Raw genomic sequence first — 22,556 nt, 5'->3', positions numbered from 1 at the left:
TGTCTTTTAGCTTTCTCTATGTTCCCGCTTCCAGCTTCCTACGGCTGTCCCAGGCACATTTTCCGTCACATGACTGATAATATATTTCGGTCTTCCCTTGACTTCTTCATAGATTCTGGCAATATAATGGCCAATCACACCAAGGCTTAACATAATAAATCCGCCAATAATGAGGATCAGCAGGATCACCGTGGTAAAACCTTCCACCGCCGTTCCCATCAGATAGCGCACCAGGGTCTGAATCGCCAGGATCACACTGAACAGGATGGATACCCCGCCCATGATCGTCACCAGCTGCAATGGCAGTGTGCTGAAAGAAGTGGCATTGGTAATGGCATATTTCATCAGACTCCAGAAGGACCACTTGCTCTGTCCGTATTTCCGCTCCTGTACTTCATATTCCACAGTCTCCGTACGGAACCCTGCCCAGAAGGTCAACGCCCGGAAAAAGGTATTGCGTTCCGGCAGTTCCAACAGGACCTGTACTACTTTTCTGTCCAGAAGTTTGAAATCGGAAGAAGCATTCATGTCCATCTTGATCAGTTTGCTCATGATCTTGTAAAAAAGTCCGGCAGACAACTTATATCCCAGACTCTCCTTACCGCGGTCGGCCTTGATACCTTCCACGATCTCGGCACCCTGCTGCCATTTTTCCCACATCTGTGGAATCACCTCAGGCGGATGCTGCAGATCACAGTCCATAACGATCACCGCATCCCCCGTAGTCAGCTCCAGGCCTGCAAAAATTCCGGCTTCCTTTCCGAAATTCCGGGAAAACTCCGCTCCCCGTACTCTCGGATTCTTGGCCGATTCTTCCTTAATACGTTCAAAGGTTCCGTCCTTCGAACCATCACTGATAAATACCAGCTCATAATCGATCCCGTGCTGTTCCAGCAGTTCCCCCAGTACTTTTGCGGTATTGGCAATATTCTGTTCTTCGTTATATGCCGGTAAAACAATCGATAATAATGACATCCTCTAATCCCTTCCGCAGTTCTCGGTCTTGACATACAGGATTCCATCCACAACCCTGGTGGAATTCGCTCCCGGAAAAGTATCCATGTCAATGTATTCCTGCGTCATATAAATCTCACCCACAGTATCCGGATCCAGAAAATTCAGGGTTGCGCCCAGATAGTTCTGCATAAATGCCTGATAATCCGCTCCCTTATAGATCAGATAGTCTCCGCTGAGACCGATCATACCGTCCGTGACTTTTCCGGTAATATCCGTAGTGGGGAATTCATCATACCCGATGACACCCACCAATGCAATGGGAATTCCCTGATAGTACCCTTCCGTCTGCTCGATCCTGTCCAGCAGACGTACACAGTACGCATAGGTCTTCTCGTATTTTTTCTCCAGATTGGAATATCCGATATTATCCGATACTCCATAATTGAATACCAGGATTCCGGCCGCCAGTAATGCCACCCACTGGATCCCGATATCTGTTTTCCCGTCCTCCGACGCATATCTGTCCACAAATGCCAGCATCAGGATCAGATATAATACCCACTGATACCGCATCAGCAAATGATAGGTCAGATTCGGAGAAATCACCAGAATCACATTGGTCAAAAGCGGAAGTCCCGCCGCCAACAGAATTATTATAACGAAAAATGCCGGATTCTTCCACCATTTTCTTCGCAGCATGCTTCTCACCAGCAGATAAGCCACCAGAAGCACCAGTGCCGCACAGGCCGTAAAAGAGAAAATATTGTTCACCAGCACATTTCCATGCACCGTAAATGCCAGAAAATCAACATACATTCCCCGGATCGTTGCAAACAGCCCCAGACCGGAACCTCCCTGCTCCATGGAATTGATCCCCTGATAGGTATCCAGCACCTTTCCCTGTAATTTCAACAGAATCTGCAGGATTACGTAATACAATGCGGCTCCGGCAACTCCCATGCCCAGGTAACGAAGTACATAGAACGCTTTCGTTTTCCAGCCCTTCTCTTCCATAAAAAAGAGCAGGATCACATATACGCACAGCAGAATGGCAAAGGGCAGATATGCCTGATAGATCCCCATACTGAACGCAAGACATACCGCCCCGGCCAGCCAGCCTTTTTTCTGTTTTTTCGTAAAAAGTACTGCCAGAATTGCGAGGAACAGTGCCATCATATAGCCATCCATGGTAAACACATAGGCAAAAGTGGATGCCAGTGCCGGAAAAGAAACCAGCAATCCGCTCACTGCCATGATTACCAACGGGTCTGCAAGTTCCAGCAGTTCCGTCAATGCCACCGCCGTCAGCGCCAGCCAGAGCAGACCGATCAGACCAATGATCCACGGAATGGTAAAATACGAAGAAAAGCCGCATGCCACAGACAGAAACCACCGTCCGGAAGTGATCATATTCTGATCAAAATACATACTGCTCAGGCCGTCATGATTCGGAATATCTGAAAGCATCACCGGCAGATGGATCAGAATTCCCAGTACAAACGCTGAGAGAAAGGCGATCTTCCATGTATTTTTTATTTTTGTTCTACTAGATTGAAAAAAATCCCACGGGGTCTTCATCCGTCTGTCACTCCTTATTTAGTCTTTCTGCGATCGTCTGTGCGATCTTCTCTCTGCCGGCCTCATTGGGATGCAGGCCGTCATCGGTATAGAGATACAGATCATCCCAGGTGTCATGTGGATAATAGTCATGATAGATGTCTATGACTTCTACATTCAAAGCCTCACACAATCCGATCTCCGCATTGACATAATCCTCCAGCACACCACCGCCCAGATCATATTCCTCACAGGTCAGTTCCGGATCCGTATACCAGGTATAGGGCGGGGTGATGAAGATAATTCGCAGCTCCGGATAGGCTTCCCGCAACTCCTTCACAATACTGCGGATAGCTCCACAGTAGGTATATTCATCATACGGGTCTGCTGTGGATTCGATGGGAGTGCCGGAGTGATAATCATTCAGTCCGGAACCGATAAACAGGATCTTCACCTGATCAAAATCGATCTGTCCCAGATCTCCCAAAGTATCCTCAAAATAATCCGTGGCTGCTTCTCGGATGTGCACGGTCCTCTGGACACCGAAATCCTTCACCACAAAGGAACGTACCAGTCCGGCCGCAGAAATGGAATCCTTGGTATATCCCAGCCTTCTCTCCGCATCCGCTCTGCCAAGAACCGTTCCTCCCAGCCCACCGTTGTAGCATTTTAAACCTGTCTTCTCCTGAAGCTTTGCTGCGATGGATGTCTCATCACGGCACAGACCATATACACTGTCTCCCAGAAACACTACATCATAAGGAATCCTCTGATATTCCCGGTCCCCCGGAAAAAACAGTACCAAAAGCAGCACGAACAAAACAGCTGCTGTCACACTATATAAAATTTTTTTCTTCCAGCTGCCGTTTTTCTTCATAAACCTCAGATATTATCCTTCTATTCTTCTATTCCCGCCGTCTGCAGGATCTCTGCGATCCGGGCAGCTCCCTGCCCGTCGATCAGAATTCTCTCCGCTTCATAGGTTCTCTGCCGCAGTTCCCTGTTCTCACAGACATTCCGACACCATCTGCCGATGGCTTTCCTTGTCTCTTCCGGTGTGTAATGCCATTTTCCGGCATATCCAGCAATTTCCTGCTTTCCCAGCCATTCCGTCAGCCCTTCCTGGTTCTCTGCGTAAGAAAAACAGACAAAAGGCACTCCCAGAACTGACAATTCATAGATTGTCGTTCCACCGGCAGTCACCGCCAGCTGACAGGCCGTCATCAGTCCCGCCATGTCTTTCACATCGCAATGCAGAACCACGTTGTTGTGCTCCGATGCATATTGCTCCAATTTTTCCCGGTTCGGATTAAACCTTCCCACCACCAGATGATACCTTATATTTTTTCCCGCCAGACTGTGCTCACACAGTTCCCGCAGGATTTCTCCCGCAATGTTGTCTTTGTCTCCACCACCGGTGGTGATCAGGATATCCGTTACATCATCCTGCAAAATATACTGTGCTGCCGCCTCACAGAACTGCTGCCGCACCGGCACATAAGCAGCTCCGAGATACTGTCCGGTACTGCTGCCATACAGTTCCCGATACTTTTCCCGGGAAGCAAACAGATTGTAATTGATCACACCGTCCACCGGAAATGCATGCTGCTGCATATCATCCAGCAGATACACCCTGCCAAACCGGTGCAATGCCTGCAAATAAGCATCCGTCACTGCATAGCTGTCCACCAGAAAAACATGCCCGCTTCCCCGGATCAGTCCTTCCAGCGCCGAAAGCTCTCCTTCCAGGTCAGCAGGATCCGTCCCAAGGATCTTCACCGGCATGTTCCAGCTCTGCAACAGTTCCGCAGATGCCTGCTCCGCGCACAAAAAGCAGAGTTCTTCCGGATGCTCTATTCTTTTTTGTAATTCCTGTGCCACCGTGAGGCAACGCATCAGATGCCCTGCCCCCGTAACAGCACTGCCGTCCGCACGAAAATAATACATTTCCGCTCCTTACTGCTGTTCCTTCTCTGTGAAATCCACAAGAGACCAGTCCATAGGGGTTCCCAGCCTGGCATCTCTGGTGATCCGTTTGCCCAACAGTTCCTCATAATATCTGGTATGCAGTCCGCAGGAAGGTCTCACAGACCGCAGATTCTCCGGAGTAAACACATCCCCGGCCTTCATATCCTGTGCCACGAACAGGGAACGGGAATGTTCTCTGCTCTTTTTCTGCTTCGGTGTCAGATCGTAGGTCACCTTTCCTACTGCTTTCTCGATCATGCGGATGTGATCCACCATCTCTTTAAATTCTTCCGGTTCCATGGAGAATGCCGCATCCGCACCGCCGTCTGCTCTGCGCAGTGTCAGATGTTTCTCCACCACCTTGGCTCCCAGCGCCACGCCGGCACCTGCCACGGCACAGCCCATGGTATGATCAGAAAGACCTACCACACAGTCAAAGACTTCCTTCATGGAAGGAATCGTCTTCAGATTAATATCCTCATAGGGTGCCGGATAAGCGGAGGTACATTTCAACAGGATCACATTCTCGTTGCCCTCTTCCTTACAGGTACGCAGTGCCAGCTCGATATCCGCCAGATAGGCAATTCCGGTAGACATGATAATCGGCTTGCCGGTACGGGCGATCTTGCGGATGAAAGGAATGTCGTTAATCTCGAAGGATGCCACCTTGTATACCGGTACCTCCATCTCTTCCAGAAAATCAATGCTGGTCAGATCAAAGGGAGAAGAAAAGAATACCAGTCCCATCTCCTCTGCGATCTTTTTCAGCTTTGGCTGCCACTCCCAGGGAGTATAGGCGGTCTCATACAACTTGTGCAGTGTGGTTCCGTCCCAGATGGTTCCCTGTGTGATCTGGAAGCAGGGATCATCACAGTCCAGTGTGATGGTATCCGGGGTGTAAGTCTGTATTTTAATGGCATCCGCACCGGCATCCTTTGCCGCCTGCATGATAGCCACTGCTCTGTCAAAATCCATCAGATGATTCGCAGACATCTCTGCAATTACAAAAGTGGGAGAATCTTCACTGATTTTATGATTCCCGATCATGATCTCTTTGTTCATAATAGTGCCTCCTTAAGGAAATACAATATGTTCGTACTTCTTGCTGTCCCGGATCCCTTTCCAGTGTTCCGCTGTCATGCGCATATATGTCACGTCATAAGCAGCTCCGTTTTTCACCACGTGGGCTTTTTTCTCTTCCACGACTTCACAGCCGCAGATCTTATGGAGCTGGATGACTCCCTGATTCAGGGTAAATACATCACTGTATACCGCATTTTTCCCAAGATCCAGAAACGCATGGTCATACATACTCATCTCCAGCGCCAGTGCCGTCTGGATGCTGCGCAGTTTTTTCTCGCCCACGTAATAGGCCCATCCCAGATCTCCTGTGGGATTCGTCAGCCCTGTGTAATTGATGACGCCGGCTGCTGTACCGTCGATCTCAATGATCCAGTAGCTCACATCCGGATCCTGCTGCACTTTGGCAAACCATTTCTTCTGCCCTTCCAGAGTCAGCTTCGGATCCGTATTCATATAGCGGGTAATCTCCGGATCCATGCGCCAGCGCATGATCTGTTCCAGATCTCCCTCTGTCACTTTTCTTAATGTAACACTCATTCGCAACCCGCCTTTTCCAACAGTTCACGCATTCCTTTTAACTCAATGGCTTCGTCTAAGGGAATGCTGACACCAAGCTCTTCCTCCAACTGTCCGATGATCATGACATGCGCCAGGGAATCCCACTGCTCCACATCTTCGATCATGGTATCCTCGGTGATGGTTCCCGCCGGAACCTTTAATACATCTTCAATCAGCTTTATGATCTTCTCTTTCATATGGTTATCCTCTGCTTATCCTCATTTTTTCTAACATTTACCACTGTCCGGTCTTCCGTCCGGCAGCCGTCACCCAGCCCCAGGTCAATCGTATAAAGTCTCCTTCAGCCAGTAGGCCCTCTCCGGTCTCTCTGCCAGTGTGATCTCATAGCAGGTACCGCCCTCCTGTGTACTTTCCGTCCTGTGGTAACCCAGCTTTTCATACAGAGCTTCCACCGGCTTATTCCTGGCTGTCGGGATATATCTGCCGCGGAGTCCGGTATATCCTTCCTCCTGCATCTGCTCCTCGATACGGTCGATCACCGCATTCTCGATATTCCGTCCCATGACACGACAGCTCATGACCAGATCCGTGATCTCCGGCAGTTCTCCGGCAGTATCTACGATGGCTGCTGCCACGATTCCGTTGTCTCCAAACGCATCCGTCACCTGATACAGAAATACTCTCTTTCCGGCATCTTCCACGATCTGCTGCATCTGCTCTCTGGTGTAGCGTCTGGTGGTCAGGTTGAACTGGTTTGTTTTATTCAAAAGCTGTGTCAGCCGGTCCAGATGTTCCTTCGGATCCACCGGGATCAGACAGATCTCCAGCTTTTTCACATAGTCTTCAAAGCTCACCGCCTGCTCTGCCATGGCATTTCTGCCGGCATTGGCCCGGTACTGTGCGGTCTTCTCCCGGTCCTCTTTCGTGATCACTGCCCGGGCAAAATATTCTTCATAAATCTTTGCCATGCAGGGCGCCAGTTCCTCCGGTCTTGCCGGGAAATCGGGCACAGTCACCTCCGGCAGCATCTGCCGTACCATTTCCCGTTCCGCTTCGCTGTCATCAAAAAAGACAAAGGAATCCGTTCCCAGATTCAGTTCTTCCGCCATCTTACGGATATTGTCCGGCTTCGGGTCCCAGTTGATCCTGCGGGCTGCGAAATCTTCCGGCCCAAGCAGCATATGGGGATGATGTTCCAAGATCTCCATGGCATCCTCTTCATTATTTTTGGATGCTATGGCTAACAGCACACCCTGTTCCTGCATCAGCCTTATGACCCGTTGCAGATTTTTATAAGCCAGACCGCTGTGGTCTTCCGACAAAAGCACCGGTGTGTGATCCGTCTCTCCGGCCAGACCGCCCCACAGGGTATTGTCCAGATCCAGAACCAGCACCTTTTTAGGGGTGCGTTCCTCCAGTTCCGCCTGCTGTACTATTTTTTCCGCCAGAAGAGACTGGGTCTCCATCCCCAGCAATACTTTTCCCATATACCACATTTTCAGGGAAAACGCCCTCTCCTCGCCCTGATGCTCTATGATCCAGCGATAAGGAAATATCCGCACATTGGAATGTTTCTCCGTCAGCTGCTGCAGTGCAGCACTCCACAAACTCTCCAGCTGCTGTTTGCGTTCCGGATCCGCCAGCACAGCCAGTTCCACCGCCCACAGATATGCATCGGAGACATAGAACACACCATGCTCCGGCAGACAGCCTTCCAGCGTCTGAAACCAGTTTCCGATCCGCTCTTTTGCTGTCTGCGGATCATAGTCATGTTCCAGCAGTTCTGCCAGATCCATGATCAGAAAGGTAATGTCCGGCTGAAACGCATGATAGGAGGAAGCCGGGTTCAGCAAAGCTCCCAGTTCATTTCCATAGCCTTCCGCATCGTAGACTTCCGCCTGTTTCTGTAACATACGGATCACCATATTCATATTTACATTGGACAATACTGCCAGTCTGCCTGTTGCCATAGTCTCAGATTCCTCCGGGATTATTTTTCCTCCGTCATCAGACGGTATTTCATCTCTGCGATCTTCCAGTCCGTCAGATTATCGATATCCTGCACTTCCAGTTCCGATACGATCAGGGGCAGAATATTTCCCACCATCAGCTTCTTATTCACTGCAAAGCGGTCCGTACGGAAGACATAGAACTGTCCCACATCATGATAATGGGGCTGCAGGTCCTGGGATCTGCTGTCCAGATATTCGGGATATTTAAATACCAACCGTTCCTGCTCCACTACCATGGCCCGCTGGGGCGGGTAGGAAAAGCTGACCACCGGAATCAGGGTGTCCGCATCGCTTGCTTCCAGCTGTTCTACCGCTGCTTTCAGTTTTTCCGCTGTCACAAAAGGCGCTGTGGGATAGATGCAGCATGCCACATCAAAATGCATGTCACGCTTCTCATATTCCGCCAACACTTCCGCCAGCACATCATTGGTGGTGGCAAAGTCTCCGGAAGTCGCCTCACTGCGGAAAAACGGCACCTCTGCACCGTACTTTTTCGCAATCTCCGCAATCTCCGTATCGTCCGTGGATACCATCACATGGTCAAAAAGTCTGCTGGACAATGCCGCCTCGATGGAATATGCCAGAATCGGTTTTCCACAAAAATCTCTGATATTTTTCTTCGGGATCCGCTTGCTCCCACCTCTGGCGGTGATAATCGCTAATCTGCTCATTTTCCTAACCTCATCTTTCTCATGCCCCATGGCCGCCCTTCAGGCCCGTAGCTTCCATACAAACTGCCGGATCCTGTAATAGAGATAGAACCGCAGATCGCTCTTTTTCTGCATGGCGATGAATTTGCGTTCCTCCGGCCCGGTATATTCCAGATAATATTTGTTCCTGTCGAACTCCGGAAAATGTCGTTCTGTCCCCTCCCGTAGTTCTTTTACAAAAGACAGCTTCGGCTTCTCCACTCCCGACAGATAGGAGAATAAAGTGATCACATAATACAGCTCCGTAAAACGGTATTCGATCTGCTCCCGGTATTCCGCAAGGAACCCTCTGTTCTCGCATTCCGTGTACAAAAGTTCTGCTGCTTTCATACGATCACGGCATTTTTCCTCCGTGATGTGATGTACCGTGGACACCGCATGCTGGTAATAATAATACAGCGGTTCCTCCACTCTCTCAAAACGTCGAAAGTACAGGCTCCACAAGGGGCCTGCACAGTTGTCTTCATAGAAAATATGCTCCGGAAAATCCAGATGATTCTCCCGGATCACACTATGTTTGTAAATTTTCAGCACCATACTGCCGGGACGCATGAACAGTCTCTCATGCTTTTCCTTCGTCAGATCCCCGGTCTGATCCGGTGTATTGTTGACGATGACCTTCCCGACCTCAAAGGTATGATGATCCACCAGACTGTAATCGCAGCCCACCAGATCCGCTCCGGTTGCTTCCGCTTTTTTCAGAAGCTTCTCGTAATAGTCCGGTGACACCCAGTCATCACTGTCGATGAAACCGATCCATTCCCCCTGCGCCACCCGCAGTCCGGCATTTTTGGCACCGCCCTGTCTTAAGTTCACAGGGTTCGGAATGACACAGACCAGCTCCGGATAACGCTTCTGATAATCCAGCAGGATCTCCAGAGAATCGTCTGTAGAAGCATCATCCACGCAGAGGATCTCATAATCGTACAGTCCCCGGATGGTCTGTCCCACCAGGCTGTCCAGACAATAATTCAGTTTTCCCTCCGTCGCCATATTATAGACGGGCACGATGATGCTCAGTTTTTTACTCATAGGCGTTACAGATTTCCCCGTTCTATTTTTGCTCTGCCGTCTTCTACCCGATAGACAATGTCACATTTTTCAATGGTCTGCAATCTGTGGGCGATAATGATCAAGGTCTTGCGGCCGTGCAGTCGGTTGATAGACTCCATGATGGCTGCTTCCGTATCATTATCCAGTGCGGAAGTGGCCTCATCCAGGATCAGTACCTCCGGATCATTATACAGCGCTCTGGCAATACCGATACGCTGTCTCTGTCCTCCGGAGAGGCGGATACCCCGCTCGCCGATGCCAGTCTCCAGACCTTCCGGCAGAGTCTTGATAAATTCATCCAGCTGTGCCTCTTTCAATACTTCCCACAGTCTGTCCTCATCAATCTTGTCCTCCGGCACACCGAAGGCTACATTTTTACGGATGGTGTCATCCAGCATGAAGATCATCTGGGGGATGTAGCCGATATTCTTCAGCCATTTCCGGTAATTGCCCGCATCCTTTACATCCACGCTGTCTGCATAGATATGTCCCGTACTGGGCTCCAGCAGTCCCAACAGAATATCCACCACGGTACTCTTGCCCGCACCGGAAGTACCCACGATACCTACCGATGCACCCACCGGGATCTTCAGATCCGCATGGTCGAAGATCAGACGCTCCGTATTGGGATAGGCATAAGTAATATCTTTCATCTCGATGCTTTCTTTTACATCCAGCTTTTCATCCTCATCGGTAGCAAAGGACATGTCGATATTCTGTCCGTTGATCTCATCCTGTAAATTATCGCTGACACCCATGAAGAAAGGTTCAAAATAGGCGATGGAATTGATCTGGTTGTTGATACGGTTCACGCAGGGCAACAGTACCAGTGCCGCTGCCGCCAGAGTTCCGAACACTGTCAGCATATTTTCTGTAGGCACACCGGTGGCCACCAGAAAGATCATGTATCCTACCATAGTGGCAACGCAGGCTGTCTCGATCAGCAGCTTCGGCACCTGATTGTACAGGCTGTAACGCTGTACGGCATCCACGTAGCCTTTTCCGCATTTGCGGTACTCGGATACGAAATACTGCTCCTTGCCGGAAATCTTTACTTCCTTGATACCCTGTACCGTCTGGGAGATCCATTTGAACAGACTGCTGTAATAGTCCTGATTGTCCTTACCGGCCTTGTACATGATGGGCTTCAGCACTCTCTTGATCAGCCACATCAACAGAAGCAATACCACCGCCATCAGGATCGTCATGGTACCGCTGGAAATAAAGCAATAACTGATGACAAACAGGGAAACCACGCTGTCGGATAACAGCTGTAACAGTGCCAGGATCAGTGCATACATATTGTTGACATCGGAAGTGATACTGCGCTGTACCACAGCGGTATCCGCATTCAGATAAAATTCATAACCTCTGCGCAGGTAATTACGCATCATGCGCTCGGAAGTGCGGAACTGGTTCGTATAGACAAAGGATAAAGTCAGCTTCTGCTGTACATAAGTAAACAGGTTCTTCACCACAAATACCAGAATCAGCAGCACCATGACAATAATGGAGAACGTACGATAGCTCTCCACACCCATGATCTCATAGCAGGCTTCCGCCACCCGGCTGTGTTGTACCGCTTCGGGATCAATGACGATCTGCATGACCTCCACCAGCATTCCCACACCGGCAGTCTGCAAAAAGGCACTGATCACCATGAGGATAATGAGTCCCACCATGGTTCTTTTCTGTTTTTTGTCCAGCAGGACACGTAATTTCTTGATGATCTGTATCATTGACGGTCTCCAAACTTATATCTGTTCATTCTGTCTGTGGATCAGTGGATCCTCATAGGCATCCATAAAATCAGGTCCGAGGCGTACCGCTTCATCCGCAAAAGGAAGTCCCTTTACCTCCGTAAATATGGTTACCACCTTTTTAAAACGCAGATTCGGGAAAAAGTTCAGCATCTCCATGGGCATGGATGCATCGAACTGGGGATATTCCGCAAAAAGCTTCTGGTAATCCAGCAGGTCTCTGGGATGGGGCTTTAAAAATATGGTGCCCTCTTTTTCATACATTTTGATAATATCCCGGAAAATCTGTTCTCTCACATCCAGTGCACATACCGGATCCGTGAGGATCAATATTTTATCTCCCACCTTATTGCTCTCTTCGATCTGGTGTTCCAGTTCGTCTTTATTTCTCACGAATGCCTGCAGGAGCAGCTGCTTATCCTCCGCTGTCAGCCGGTCTTCCAGCGGCTTTCTGGGAAGTTCAATATATCGGGGACAGGGATAGCGGATGGCGGAAATGTCATTTACTTCCATATCCATGCAGTATTTTCCGTAGCCGTTCTGAACAAAGATCAGGTTCAGATACATGGACAGGAATGCCTTGATCTTAAAATGTCCACGGTTGTCATATCGCGCTGCGTCAAAATTCTTGAGACAGTTCAGGCCGTCTTCCACGGCATGATAGCGGATATGGTTCTGATTCAGGTAGTAGCCGATGGGATCGGAATCGCAGTAGACATAAATGTCCTTGTAAGTCCGAAGATCTACCGGCACATAAGAAGCCTCGAGTCTGGCGTACTCCTTCGTAAAGCGGATCCGGTTCTTCAGATTCCCCAGAAAGCTTCCGGTGTCCTCCCGGTATTTTTCCAGTTCCGGGAAGAAATCTTCACGCTTCTCATCGAATTCCAGTACCTCTTCGAACAGTCCCGTGCTCTCCACTCGGGATTTCAGGTTCTCAAAATTATTGGACATTTTGGACAGCACTAAAGTAGCAGCCCCTGCTTTCTTCGCAGGATCTGCCTCCGCCCTTAATTTCAGTTCTTTTAAAAAAGTCACATATACATGATAGTATGTGTGACAGATATAGATTCTGTCTTTCATATATAATCTCTATTATTGCTTATTGCTGTATAATTTAGTAACTATTCACTTCCCATCCGCAGAATCGCTGCAATGCGGATTCCATGAATAGTTACACTATAGCACACTTTTCTCTTCCAGTAAAAAATCTTATGAAATTTTAAGAAAGTTGGGGCAACGATTCTGTCATTCTATGAGCAGAACGCAAGGCCAACGAAATAAAAGATGAGCCGCGATGCGGCGCCGGCTGCGAAGCAGACGCTTTTATGAATTAGCCTTGCGCTGAACTGTTGCAACGGCTGCACCTTTACAATCTATACACCCAGATCCCCCAGTAAGAGTCTTCTGTTTCAAAGTATCCCACAAGTTCCATGCCCATCCTGTCGGCATCGCCGATCTCAGCTCCGGAGAACAGGTACTCACATCCCAGTTCCCGCAATGCCTCCATGTCAAATTCCAGGCCTTCATAGACCAGTGTGTTTTCCTTTTGCAGGCGCATGTAATTGCCGGTAATGCTGTTGAACAGATAACAGCGGTTCCCCCACGTATCAAAGTATACCCGCACTTCTTCGTTTTTCTCAATCTCCGGTGCAATAACTTCCCGGAATCTGTGCTTGTACTCCAGAGGATAATTGTTGGAATATCCGTCCACCGTATAAAAACCATGCATCAGTGCCGGTGCCGGACTGATCCCCAGATGCGCCACACGATAGGTGCTCTTGTCCCGGCCAATCGCATCATCGATCTCCTGCATCAGATCCTCTGAAAACCAGCTTTCCCAGGAGATATATCCCGTGATTCCAGATCCGTTATTGATCTGGTTCACATTGAGATACATTCCGGAATTCACTTTCAACAGCTGAAGCGTCGGCAACAGACACACTGCCAGGATCACCAGTTTTCCCGGCAGCATCCTGCTGTCGGTATGCGGCACTTTCGTTCTCCACAATATCGCTGCCGCCAGTGCGAACTCCAGATACCAGTCCGCAGGATACAGCCAATAGAAGCGGTGGATCTGAAAATAGTGTAAAAATCCCGTGACGCTGTTTTTGAAATCAACGACCACCGTCATATGACAAAATGCATAAAACAATGCGATGCCGATCAGGAATAAAAAATTGATAACTGCCGCCTTGTATATCATTCTGTCCGTTTCTTCCTTTTTGCAAAATGCTCCCAGAAGCAGGAATATGACAATCGGCAGGATCAGATATTTATGTAAGGACGGTGCGTGTTGTGCGCTGTTCCGGAAGAGGCTCCAAAAAGACTCAAAAAAGGGAGTCGCGGAAGACACCATTTCTTCCCGGTGGCTGACATAACTGCTGTCTCCCAGCAGAATCTCCAGGATCAGTGACCAGTTGACAATGACATAAGTCACCAGCAATTCTGCAAATCCCAGAACCGGCCATTTATTCTTTCTTTTTTGAAAGAAGGTAGCAAGAAGTGCCAAAAGCCACAATCCCAGCACCACATAACCGGTATACACCAGGTGGCTGGTCAGGCCGAACAGTAACGTACACATCAATGCGGGAAGGATTCTTTTCCGTTTCCACAGGCACAGAAAGGCATATGCCACCAAAGGAATGCCGAATTCTGAAAGACCGTAGACCGGATATAAGGGCAGCACACAGAAACATGCCCCGGCTATCACCGCCAGAATACTGCTCTCCGTGCTCTCCTTTACCAACAGATACATTCCCAGAAACGCCAGCACAAAGCAGATCATGTATTGTGTAAGAAACGCCACCCTGGCAGAAAACAGACAATACAGCGGCAGGAATAGAATGGCCGACGGCTGCATACCGCTGGCATTGACCCCTCCCAGCATCTCCGGATATACCGTACTGCCGTCCCATAAATGTCTGGCGGGAAGCATATAATTCATAATGCTTTCATCCAGCTGGTCGTTGATCTCAAAGATGCAGCCATCCCCCAGAATAAAATAGGGGGAAAAAAATACAACCACGATCAAAATTCCGGTCCACCAGAGAGGGATCCTGTCCAGCCACAGGAGGAACCGGTTGATCTGTCTGCCTATTGCAGGTTTTTCATCAGAAGTGAACAATAATATAGTCCCCCTTATCTACAATATATCCCTCCTGCGGATATTCCGGCAGATCCAGAGACTCTTCTTCCGCTGCCGCATAGAGGCTGATGTCCTCCAGAGCCACCAGCTGATGCCCGTGCATTTCAAAAAATTTCACCAGCTCCGCATCGGAATCAAAGGCATAGCGTCCCCAGTCGATAACAGACAGTGCCGGTGTCTGTGCCACCCACACTCCTCTGGATCCACGATTGTATTTATCCAGCAGATCCGGGTCCACCAGATCCGCCAATCGTTTCATCTTATAATAAACAGGGCTGCTGTAGCTCACATAGGCACCCTGAACTATGCTATAGGGAATATCATAATTTCCCGTGAAGATCACCGGTTTTGAAGTATCAAAGTCCCGTTCCAGATCCATTGCAATCTGATCCACGGTCTTCACTGCCGCATCATATTTTTTCTTGTCAATATAGAACCATCTGGTCATATCCATACACTGGTTCCAGAGGATCACCGCCAGCACCAGAACTGCAAGTGCCCTCACACCAGCAGAGATTTTTCTGCCAGCCGTATTCTTCGCTTTTGGGGACAAAGTTCCCGTCAGCTGCCAGATCCCATACACAAAAAGCAGCGCTCCGTATCCACAGAAGACCGGCAGGAACTGTGCCGAACGGTACAATGTGGCTTTTCCTTCAATGAACAGAAGAGAAAATGCTGCCAAATAAGCGGCAGGCAACAACAGAAGTGCCCACAGATCTCTGCCGCGGATCACCCGCACCAGCGTCACCACAAGGATCACAGCCGCTGATAATATAAAAATCCGGATCGGCAGATAAGCATAGGCAAATACCCCATACAGCACAAAGGTCCTCTTGAGGATCATGGCAAGCTCCCCGAAAGCCCCCGGCTGCAGCATCCAGCCCAGCATTTCCGTCACGGAACGCTGTACCGCCTCTCCCCGCAGATATTCCAGGTGAAATGCTTTCGTCACTACCACGATCATCACACTACGCAGCACAATGGCCACAAGCGCCGCCACCGCACCGGCCACCAGTGTGGCAAATATGTCCTTCTCCTGACGTCCCCGTGCGATCCGCTCCGTCAGCAGCAAGAGCATCAGCCCCGCCAGCCACAGGATCATAAAGGACTCGTAACATCCCATGGCGATCCATAAAAAGACTGCCGCCGTCAGGATCTTAGCCACTGCCAGGCATCCCAGTTTCTGCCGGATACCGGATCCTTTTTGCATTTTCCGGGTACTGCTCTGCCATTCCCTGACACAGCACAGGCTGATGCCACAGCACAGATAGCCAATGGCGATACCGTTATGCAGGAAATAAGTAAAGACTTCACTGATCAGGGGACTGGAGAGAAAGACAGCACCGAAGAAAGCATAGCCTGCCGTCGGAACCTTCTCTCCCAATACAGAATAAAACAATGCAGACCAGACGACCGCTGCCAGCACCAGTATCACAACTGCCGCAAAATCCGTCACGAAGGGAACAAACTCTGCCAGCGATACCACCTTATTCAGCAAAAACAGAACCCACCGCCCCACAATGGCGATCAGTCCTTCTTCAAAATAATATAAGGATGGCGTATCATCGATGCCGATGGTTGCATTTGTCACCTTATAGCCGTAGGCACACACCGCTGTCAGTAACAGGATTCCCATATACAGGCGGTTCTGCTGGAAGTGTTTCCCGTAGCTCTTCCATTTCTGCATCACTTTTTCCATGCTTTTCATCCATTCCTTTTTCTTATTTATCCATTACTGTGCTACTCTTCCTCCAGCTTCTCCAGGCGGAAGATTGCAAAATCATAATACATATAATGAAATTCCAATACCTGTTCATAGCTGTACTCATCTTCCATTTCATTGGGGTAGCCCCCCTGGAAGCAGATATACCACAGATTATCATAAGTGTCCAGCTGACTGTAACTGCTCAGTGCTTCCGTATTCACAAAAGGAAGACTGTACAGCTTATATGCGATCGTGTAGTAATGCAGTTCAGGATGATACACATTCAAAAAGATCGTATGCGTATACGGTCCGATGATCGCATCATTCTCCGTCATGTATTCCTCCACGAAATTCTCGTAGGTTGCCAGACCGTCATCATATTCCAGCCTGATCTCGGAGGTATACTGTAACAGGAAGCAGAGACCTGCCGTTCCCAGAAGGCCTGCAGCCCATATTTTCCTGCTTTTGCCTTTTGTGTTCTCCGTGATCTGTGCAAATCCCACGGCATACCACAGCATGACAAAGCCCATGCCCGGGAACGCATAACGGCCCATAAAACAGTTATTGACCGTAGCGGAGATCATGCCTCCCACGATACCCGTCAGGGCAAATGTGCCAAACGCGATGGCCGGTGCAATATTATGATTCTGTCTCACCCAGTCCACGGCTCCGTAACTGAGTACCAGACATAATGCCATTCCCAACAGTACGACAATGCCGATGGGAGTCTCCACCGCTGAGAACCATTCCTTACAATAATCCATCACGGAATACAGCGTTGCCAGTTCCGCAGTGGAACCGTCATCGTAGCGCATCCGCAGGACAAATTGCCGGATCGTCACCGCCAGCCAGGGAGAAAACACCAGCGCCACCGTAAATCCGGAGATAAAATACCCCTTGATCAGCTCCTTCTTATGGCAGATCAGGATCACTGTGAAAAACAGCAGATAGAATAAGAACGTCTGGATCAATGCAAAGGTATGACAATATACCGTGCCGATACTGGCGATGCAGAATACGATCCATTTTTTCCGGGCCGGCTCTCTGAAAATGTCATAGGCAGACAGTCCCGTCAACGTCAGAAAGAACAGGGCCACCGCATACATTCTCACATTTCCCGCCTGTACACTGAAGATCGGCATCAGCAGGGAAAACAGCATAAAATACACCGAAATCTTACGATCAAACAATTTTGCCACATAATATTTTCCCAGCAGCATATATCCCAGCATGAACAGCACGGACATCAGCTTCAGTGCCCAGAAATGGGTTTCTCCCCCACACAGATGATAGAAGCTTTTTAACAGCACATAGTAAAACGGTGAGTGATCATCCGTGGCTGTAATATAGATCAGCCGCTTCCAGGGCAGGGATACCATGGATGCCGAATAAGCCTCATCATACCAGAGGCTGTTGGTAATGCAGAAGGCTCCCCAGAGAAGCAATGCCGCCACCGGCAGTCCATGCCACAGCAGTGCCCACATATTGTTCTCTGTGAAATTATGCTGTTTTCTTCTCTGTGTCTCCATTACGTCTATAGTTCCTTCCCGTTCTGTCTTTTTCCACATATCAGATTTCAAAATCTTTTTCCATATCTTTCGATCTTTTATCAGTATCTCCGGTACAGCACCATATCCGCATCCCTGCCGAGCTCTTCATACCCTGCCGTCCGGCACATTTCATCGATGGCTCCACCGCTCACCGTTGCCAGATAACGACTCTGCAGCTCTGTCAGATGCTCCGTAATATATTCCCGTTCACAGCAGCTGATGCCAAAGCCCTTCGGTGCACTGTACAAAAGCTGCCATTTCAGATTCTGATGGCCTTCCGGGGTCTCATCTCCGAAGGTCCAGATCACTACATTCTCATAATTCGGCACCTGTTCTGTGTCCATGGCCAGTTTTTCCGAGAAGATTTCCCGCCAGTACTCCACCTGTGCCTGCCGTTCCTCTGTCACATAGGGAATCTGATAGTCATAGGGCTCCACCGCCTTGAAGCTGTACAGATACAGGAAAGCCGCTCCCAGAAGCACCGCTTTCTTATAATATCTGGTCTCCAGCATACTGACGATGAAAATGCCTGCTGCGATAAAGGTCAGGAAATGTTTGCTGCCTTCCACCATTTTGTACATGAGCAAATGTGCGAACAGCATGGCGATGAGGCTCAGGGCAAAATGCACTTCAATAACCAGCTGGTTGTGCAGTTCCCGTTTTCTGTCCTCTGTCAGTGTGTACGGTCCGAACAACGCCTCCCGTACCTTCTTATCCTCCGGCTCCATCGCGATCCGTTCCACCCGCTTCGCCCGGCGCAGTGTGCGGATGTCCAGAAAACTCTGCACCAACAGGATCAGCAGCACCAACAGATAACCGTCAAAAAAGGCTCCGGAAGCCAGACCATTCCGTCCCCCTTCGATACAATGTCTGTAGAATTCCAGTCCTTTCCAGTAAAGTGTTCCGAAAAGGTTGCGGAAGCCCGCGCCGATCCCATCAGTGAAAAAGGTAGTGATCCAGTCCGTATAAAACAGCGGTGTAAAATATTCCGCTCCCAGATAATGTTTGATCAGGGCATAGGTAATTCCCGTTGCCGCCACTATCAGAATCGATCCGATCCACCCTGCCTTTTTATTACGGCAGATCCAGAAATAGCAGGCCAGAGCCAGAAACAGCAGCATATAAGGCCGCATCAGGGTCAGCAGTACCGAGATCACGAACATGGCGATCAGTTTCCCGCGGCTCTCCTTTTTCAGATAGCTCATGGCCAGTCCGTAGAACAGGATCAGCAGGCTGAAGCAGATCACCTCCGGCATACCGGACAGCATATATCTGACAAACAGGGAATACAGGCTGAACAATACCGTCAGGATCCCCAGCTGTTTCCAGGTGGGCTTCACCAACCAGACAAATACAAACATGGTGATTGTCAGCAGCACGATATTGCAGATCACCGGAGACAGCAGATTCCAGCCGAATAACAGTCCCCACAGGATCCAGGGAAATACCAGCACCGGACTCCATGCTGCAAAGGACAACTGCAACGCATGACTTTCGTTAAAACCGAAATATCCACGGGGAAAACCGTAATTTACGATTCCCTCCACCTGCTTGAAATAGAATAATTCGTCGTTCCATTCCGAAGAGGGAAGATACACCTGTCCGATGCTTCTTCCTTCCGCTGCCGTCCGTACCAGACAGCAGAGCAGGGGAAGCAGTGCCATCAGTACCGCTTTCAGCAGTGTCATATAACGTTTGTCCTGTTTCCACCAATCCACAAAACGTTCTTTCTTCATCCGTTTTCCTGTTACCCTTCTGTTTTATTTCGATTTACCAGTCTTCCTCACCCAGATGGATCTTTTCCCGGATCACATACTGGGGAGAATTATTCATGCTGATGTAAATACGTCCCACATATTCCCCGATCAGTCCCAGCATGATCATGATCATGCCGCCGAAAAATACCACGGCTGCCATCAGGGCACTAAAGCCCATGGGCACATTAGGATTCACCAGACGCTTGATAATGGTATAGATTCCATAGAGGAAGCCCATACCGGCACATCCCACACCCAGTGTAGTGGCAATCCGCAGCGGTTTCACCGAGAATGCGGTAAATCCGTTGAACCATAAGCCCAGCAGCTTTTTCAATGTATATCCGGAACTGCCTTCCTCTCTTTCCCTGTGACACACCGCCACATTGGTAATGTTTTTGGTGGCCCGGAGCACCAGTCCAATGACATAGGGGTAGGAATTCTCATAGCGGATCATATCCTCCACCACGAATCTCTTCACTGCAAAATAGCTGGAAATATACAGATCCGCCGGTTTATCCAGCATCATCCGGGTCATCAGCTCATTGACCTTGCTTCCCATATTCCGGAATGTGGAATGCTGTTTATGTTCGTAGCTGGCGTAAACGGCATCGAAACCCTCTTCCAGCTTGCCCAGCAGCTTGTCCACTTCATCCGCCGGTGTCTGTCCGTCATCATCCAGACACACCACGTAATCGCCGTCGGAATGACGAAGTCCCGCCATCAGTGCCGCATGCTGTCCGAAATTCCGGGCAAAGCCGATTCCCTTGATATTGTCATATTTATCACACAGATCCCTTATGGTTCCCATGGTATTGTCCGGGGAAGCATCGTTCACCAGAAAAATATCGTATTCATACTGCGTGAGTTCCTGCATTTTTTCCCGGATCTCCTTCACCACATGGGGTAAGGTATGTTCCGAGCGATAACAGGGGATTACAAAACTTACTTTTTTCATAATTGTGTTCTATTCCTCGTTTTCCTGATCATTTCCGGAATTCACTGCTGCCATCCAGACGATATCCCGGTAGTCGCCTTCAATACACACATCGTCCCGCAACAGGCCCTCTCTGCGAAATCCCGCTTTTTCATAGCTGCGGATCGCCTGCCCGTTCTCCGACAGAGCCCGCAAATACACTCTGTGCAGCTGTTCTTCCTCGAAGCAGTACCGGAGCATCAGCTTTGCCGCTGCCGTACCGGCACCTCTGCCTCTGGCATCGGCCTCTCCGATGAAAATACCGTATTCCGCCTTGTTATGATGTCTGTCAATATCCCGGATATAGACGGATCCCAGTGGCTTGTCGTTTGCCAGATCACAGATGATCATCTGCACCACATCGCCGGTCTCCACATGGGTCCGGATCCAGTTCTCATGGGACTCTCTGGTAAAAAGAGCCTGATAGATAAAATTTTTCCGCACGGCATCACTGTTGCGCCATGCCACGATCCGGTCGGTATCCTCACGGGTCATCAGCCGTAAATAGATTCCTGCTCCGGTATCCCGGTAAACTCCGGGAATCCGTTCCGGCGCTATCCGCTTTTTTATTTCTGTCCGCATGGTATCCTGCATAATATTCACTCCTTATGCCTGTCTGTAGGCATTGCACAGATCGATCACTCTGGCGATCTCATCCTCCCGCATCTCCGGGAACAGCGGCAGGGTCACGCAGTGTGCGGCCAGATATTCCGCATTGGGACAGTCTCCCGGCTGATAGCCCAGATTGGCATAAGCCTTCTGTAAATGGCAGGGTACCGGATAATGCATGTTACATTCCACATCATTTGCTGCCATATACCGGATAAAGTCCTCATGATCCGGCACCGTGATGACAAACAGATGGAAAACCGGAGTGGTGTTCTCCGGATGTCTCTGCATGGTGATCAACGGATTTGTGATCTCCTTCAGATAACGATGTCCGATCTTCTGCCGTCTCTTCGTCCACTCCGGCAGATATTTCAGGCTGACACTCAACACTGCCCCCTGCAGACCTTCCAGCCGGTAGTTGTAACCGATCTCATCATGATAATACCGCACGTCACAGCCTTGATTCTTCAGACGGTCGATATGCTTATAATATTTTTCTTCCTGACAGGTAACACTGCCGCCCTCACCAAAGGCGTAGAGGTTCTTGCCCGGGTAGAAGCTGAAGCAGGCCAGGTCTCCCAGCGTTCCCACATTTCTGTCCTCAAACTTTGCTCCGTGAGCCTGGGCACAATCCTCCACCACAAACAATCCGTGACGGTCTGCGATCTTGCGGACTCCCGCATAGTCAAAAGGCTGACCGTAGAGGTGAACACCGATAATGCCTTTCGTCTTTTCCGTGATCTTAGCCTCCAGTACGGAAGGATCGATCTCCCAGGTATCCGGCGTACAGTCTGCGAACACCGGTGTGGCTCCTGTATAGCTTACCCCCCATGCAGTTGCTATATAAGTATTGGCCGGAACGATCACTTCATCCCCGGGGCCTACGCCCAATGCCAGCATTGCCAGATGCAAAGCGGAGGTACCGTTGTTGACACCACTGGCAAATTTGCTTCCCACATAGGCGGCAAACTCTTTGTCAAAGGCATCTGCATATTTTCCGCCGGAAAAAGCGGTCTCTTTACATACGTTCTCAATGGCTTTCCGGTAGGCTTCCGCATGCGCCTCCACATCTCTTGTCAGATCGATTCTTTTAATATGTGCCATGGTATTATCCTTCTTTCTTCCGTTTCCGGGGCAAAAGCCCTCAACCTTGATGCCTACGGATTGTTCCGTGCTACGCACTTATGAGCGAGTTCAT

At 49.5% G+C, this 22,556-nt stretch carries 19 protein-coding genes; all 19 read right to left on the bottom strand.

Annotation, left to right across the window (positions count from 1 at the left end):
* Positions 1–6 precede the first annotated feature (6 nt).
* A complete protein-coding gene (locus tag DWZ61_RS07240; RefSeq protein ID WP_022312217.1) occupies positions 7–975 on the bottom strand; it encodes a glycosyltransferase family 2 protein in 969 nt (322 codons plus the stop codon).
* Between the two features lie 3 nt (positions 976–978).
* Positions 979–2,535, bottom strand: a complete 1,557-nt coding sequence (locus DWZ61_RS07235) for a glucosyltransferase domain-containing protein (protein WP_118537918.1) — start codon at positions 2,533–2,535, stop codon at positions 979–981.
* Positions 2,536–2,542: 7 nt separating this feature from the next.
* The gene (locus DWZ61_RS07230; RefSeq protein ID WP_022312219.1) at positions 2,543–3,391 is read right to left on the bottom strand and encodes an SGNH/GDSL hydrolase family protein; all 849 of its coding nucleotides are present in this window, start codon (positions 3,389–3,391) and stop codon (positions 2,543–2,545) included.
* A gap of 20 nt (positions 3,392–3,411) precedes the next feature.
* On the bottom strand, positions 3,412–4,461 hold the full coding sequence (pseG, locus tag DWZ61_RS07225) for a UDP-2,4-diacetamido-2,4,6-trideoxy-beta-L-altropyranose hydrolase (protein ID WP_118537917.1): 1,050 nt from the start codon (positions 4,459–4,461) through the stop codon (positions 3,412–3,414).
* Positions 4,462–4,470: 9 nt separating this feature from the next.
* Positions 4,471–5,544, bottom strand: coding sequence for a pseudaminic acid synthase (pseI, locus tag DWZ61_RS07220; protein ID WP_022312221.1), 1,074 nt, complete (start codon positions 5,542–5,544; stop codon positions 4,471–4,473).
* A gap of 12 nt (positions 5,545–5,556) precedes the next feature.
* Positions 5,557–6,102 (bottom strand): GNAT family N-acetyltransferase, encoded by a 546-nt coding sequence (locus DWZ61_RS07215; protein ID WP_022312222.1) that lies wholly within the window; start codon positions 6,100–6,102, stop codon positions 5,557–5,559.
* The gene (locus tag DWZ61_RS07210; RefSeq protein WP_118502361.1) at positions 6,099–6,320 is read right to left on the bottom strand and encodes an acyl carrier protein; all 222 of its coding nucleotides are present in this window, start codon (positions 6,318–6,320) and stop codon (positions 6,099–6,101) included. Before DWZ61_RS07210 ends, DWZ61_RS07215 begins: the two co-directional genes overlap by 4 nt.
* Before the next feature lie 84 nt (positions 6,321–6,404).
* The gene (locus DWZ61_RS07205; protein WP_118537916.1) at positions 6,405–8,054 is read right to left on the bottom strand and encodes an HAD-IIIC family phosphatase; all 1,650 of its coding nucleotides are present in this window, start codon (positions 8,052–8,054) and stop codon (positions 6,405–6,407) included.
* Positions 8,055–8,074: 20 nt separating this feature from the next.
* On the bottom strand, positions 8,075–8,767 hold the full coding sequence (gene pseF / locus DWZ61_RS07200) for a pseudaminic acid cytidylyltransferase (RefSeq protein WP_022312225.1): 693 nt from the start codon (positions 8,765–8,767) through the stop codon (positions 8,075–8,077).
* Positions 8,768–8,806: 39 nt separating this feature from the next.
* Positions 8,807–9,838 carry a glycosyltransferase family 2 protein gene (locus DWZ61_RS07195; protein ID WP_022312226.1) on the bottom strand — a complete coding sequence of 344 codons (1,032 nt, stop codon included), beginning with the start codon at positions 9,836–9,838 and terminating at the stop codon, positions 8,807–8,809.
* Between the two features lie 5 nt (positions 9,839–9,843).
* Complete coding sequence (locus DWZ61_RS07190) at positions 9,844–11,598, bottom strand: ABC transporter ATP-binding protein (protein ID WP_118502367.1); 1,755 nt, start codon at positions 11,596–11,598, stop codon at positions 9,844–9,846.
* A gap of 15 nt (positions 11,599–11,613) precedes the next feature.
* Positions 11,614–12,699, bottom strand: a complete 1,086-nt coding sequence (locus DWZ61_RS07185) for a glycosyltransferase family 52 (RefSeq protein WP_022312305.1) — start codon at positions 12,697–12,699, stop codon at positions 11,614–11,616.
* 286 nt (positions 12,700–12,985) lie between these two features.
* Positions 12,986–14,743: a DUF6044 family protein gene (locus DWZ61_RS07180; RefSeq protein ID WP_118537915.1), complete on the bottom strand. Its 1,758-nt coding sequence runs from the start codon at positions 14,741–14,743 to the stop codon at positions 12,986–12,988.
* Positions 14,730–16,472 carry a glucosyltransferase domain-containing protein gene (locus DWZ61_RS07175; protein WP_118537914.1) on the bottom strand — a complete coding sequence of 581 codons (1,743 nt, stop codon included), beginning with the start codon at positions 16,470–16,472 and terminating at the stop codon, positions 14,730–14,732. The genes DWZ61_RS07180 and DWZ61_RS07175 overlap by 14 nt, the downstream gene beginning before the upstream one ends.
* Before the next feature lie 32 nt (positions 16,473–16,504).
* Complete coding sequence (locus DWZ61_RS07170; protein WP_182427026.1) at positions 16,505–17,998, bottom strand: glycosyltransferase family 39 protein; 1,494 nt, start codon at positions 17,996–17,998, stop codon at positions 16,505–16,507.
* 80 nt (positions 17,999–18,078) lie between these two features.
* The gene (locus tag DWZ61_RS07165) at positions 18,079–19,755 is read right to left on the bottom strand and encodes a hypothetical protein (RefSeq protein WP_118537912.1); all 1,677 of its coding nucleotides are present in this window, start codon (positions 19,753–19,755) and stop codon (positions 18,079–18,081) included.
* 34 nt (positions 19,756–19,789) lie between these two features.
* Entirely contained in the window at positions 19,790–20,731 is a 942-nt protein-coding gene (locus DWZ61_RS07160; RefSeq protein ID WP_118537911.1) for a glycosyltransferase family 2 protein, read from the bottom strand.
* Between the two features lie 9 nt (positions 20,732–20,740).
* Positions 20,741–21,343, bottom strand: a complete 603-nt coding sequence (locus DWZ61_RS07155; protein WP_022312311.1) for a GNAT family protein — start codon at positions 21,341–21,343, stop codon at positions 20,741–20,743.
* A gap of 12 nt (positions 21,344–21,355) precedes the next feature.
* Positions 21,356–22,462: a DegT/DnrJ/EryC1/StrS family aminotransferase gene (locus tag DWZ61_RS07150; RefSeq protein ID WP_118537933.1), complete on the bottom strand. Its 1,107-nt coding sequence runs from the start codon at positions 22,460–22,462 to the stop codon at positions 21,356–21,358.
* Positions 22,463–22,556: the final 94 nt, after the last annotated feature.

Origin of the sequence: Clostridium sp. AF34-10BH (genome assembly GCF_003478095.1) — a bacterium.
Lineage (GTDB): Bacteria > Bacillota > Clostridia > Lachnospirales > Lachnospiraceae > Acetatifactor > Acetatifactor acetigignens.
Note: the sequence above shows the minus strand (reverse complement) of the source record. Positions and strands in the feature narration are given on the sequence as shown.

Excerpts from the sequence above, each read along its gene's own strand:
- DWZ61_RS07240 (WP_022312217.1), bottom strand. The coding sequence starts at position 975 with ATGTCATTATTATCGATTGTTTTACCGGCATATAACGAAGAACAGAAT.
- DWZ61_RS07235 (WP_118537918.1), bottom strand. The coding sequence starts at position 2,535 with ATGAAGACCCCGTGGGATTTTTTTCAATCTAGTAGAACAAAAATAAAA.
- DWZ61_RS07230 (WP_022312219.1), bottom strand. The coding sequence starts at position 3,391 with ATGAAGAAAAACGGCAGCTGGAAGAAAAAAATTTTATATAGTGTGACA.
- pseG (WP_118537917.1), bottom strand. The coding sequence starts at position 4,461 with ATGTATTATTTTCGTGCGGACGGCAGTGCTGTTACGGGGGCAGGGCAT.
- pseI (WP_022312221.1), bottom strand. The coding sequence starts at position 5,544 with ATGAACAAAGAGATCATGATCGGGAATCATAAAATCAGTGAAGATTCT.
- DWZ61_RS07215 (WP_022312222.1), bottom strand. The coding sequence starts at position 6,102 with ATGAGTGTTACATTAAGAAAAGTGACAGAGGGAGATCTGGAACAGATC.
- DWZ61_RS07210 (WP_118502361.1), bottom strand. The coding sequence starts at position 6,320 with ATGAAAGAGAAGATCATAAAGCTGATTGAAGATGTATTAAAGGTTCCG.
- DWZ61_RS07205 (WP_118537916.1), bottom strand. The coding sequence starts at position 8,054 with ATGGCAACAGGCAGACTGGCAGTATTGTCCAATGTAAATATGAATATG.
- pseF (WP_022312225.1), bottom strand. The coding sequence starts at position 8,767 with ATGAGCAGATTAGCGATTATCACCGCCAGAGGTGGGAGCAAGCGGATC.
- DWZ61_RS07195 (WP_022312226.1), bottom strand. The coding sequence starts at position 9,838 with ATGAGTAAAAAACTGAGCATCATCGTGCCCGTCTATAATATGGCGACG.
- DWZ61_RS07190 (WP_118502367.1), bottom strand. The coding sequence starts at position 11,598 with ATGATACAGATCATCAAGAAATTACGTGTCCTGCTGGACAAAAAACAG.
- DWZ61_RS07185 (WP_022312305.1), bottom strand. The coding sequence starts at position 12,699 with ATGAAAGACAGAATCTATATCTGTCACACATACTATCATGTATATGTG.
- DWZ61_RS07175 (WP_118537914.1), bottom strand. The coding sequence starts at position 16,472 with ATGAAAAGCATGGAAAAAGTGATGCAGAAATGGAAGAGCTACGGGAAA.
- DWZ61_RS07170 (WP_182427026.1), bottom strand. The coding sequence starts at position 17,998 with ATGGAGACACAGAGAAGAAAACAGCATAATTTCACAGAGAACAATATG.
- DWZ61_RS07165 (WP_118537912.1), bottom strand. The coding sequence starts at position 19,755 with ATGAAGAAAGAACGTTTTGTGGATTGGTGGAAACAGGACAAACGTTAT.
- DWZ61_RS07160 (WP_118537911.1), bottom strand. The coding sequence starts at position 20,731 with ATGAAAAAAGTAAGTTTTGTAATCCCCTGTTATCGCTCGGAACATACC.
- DWZ61_RS07155 (WP_022312311.1), bottom strand. The coding sequence starts at position 21,343 with ATGCAGGATACCATGCGGACAGAAATAAAAAAGCGGATAGCGCCGGAA.
- DWZ61_RS07150 (WP_118537933.1), bottom strand. The coding sequence starts at position 22,462 with ATGGCACATATTAAAAGAATCGATCTGACAAGAGATGTGGAGGCGCAT.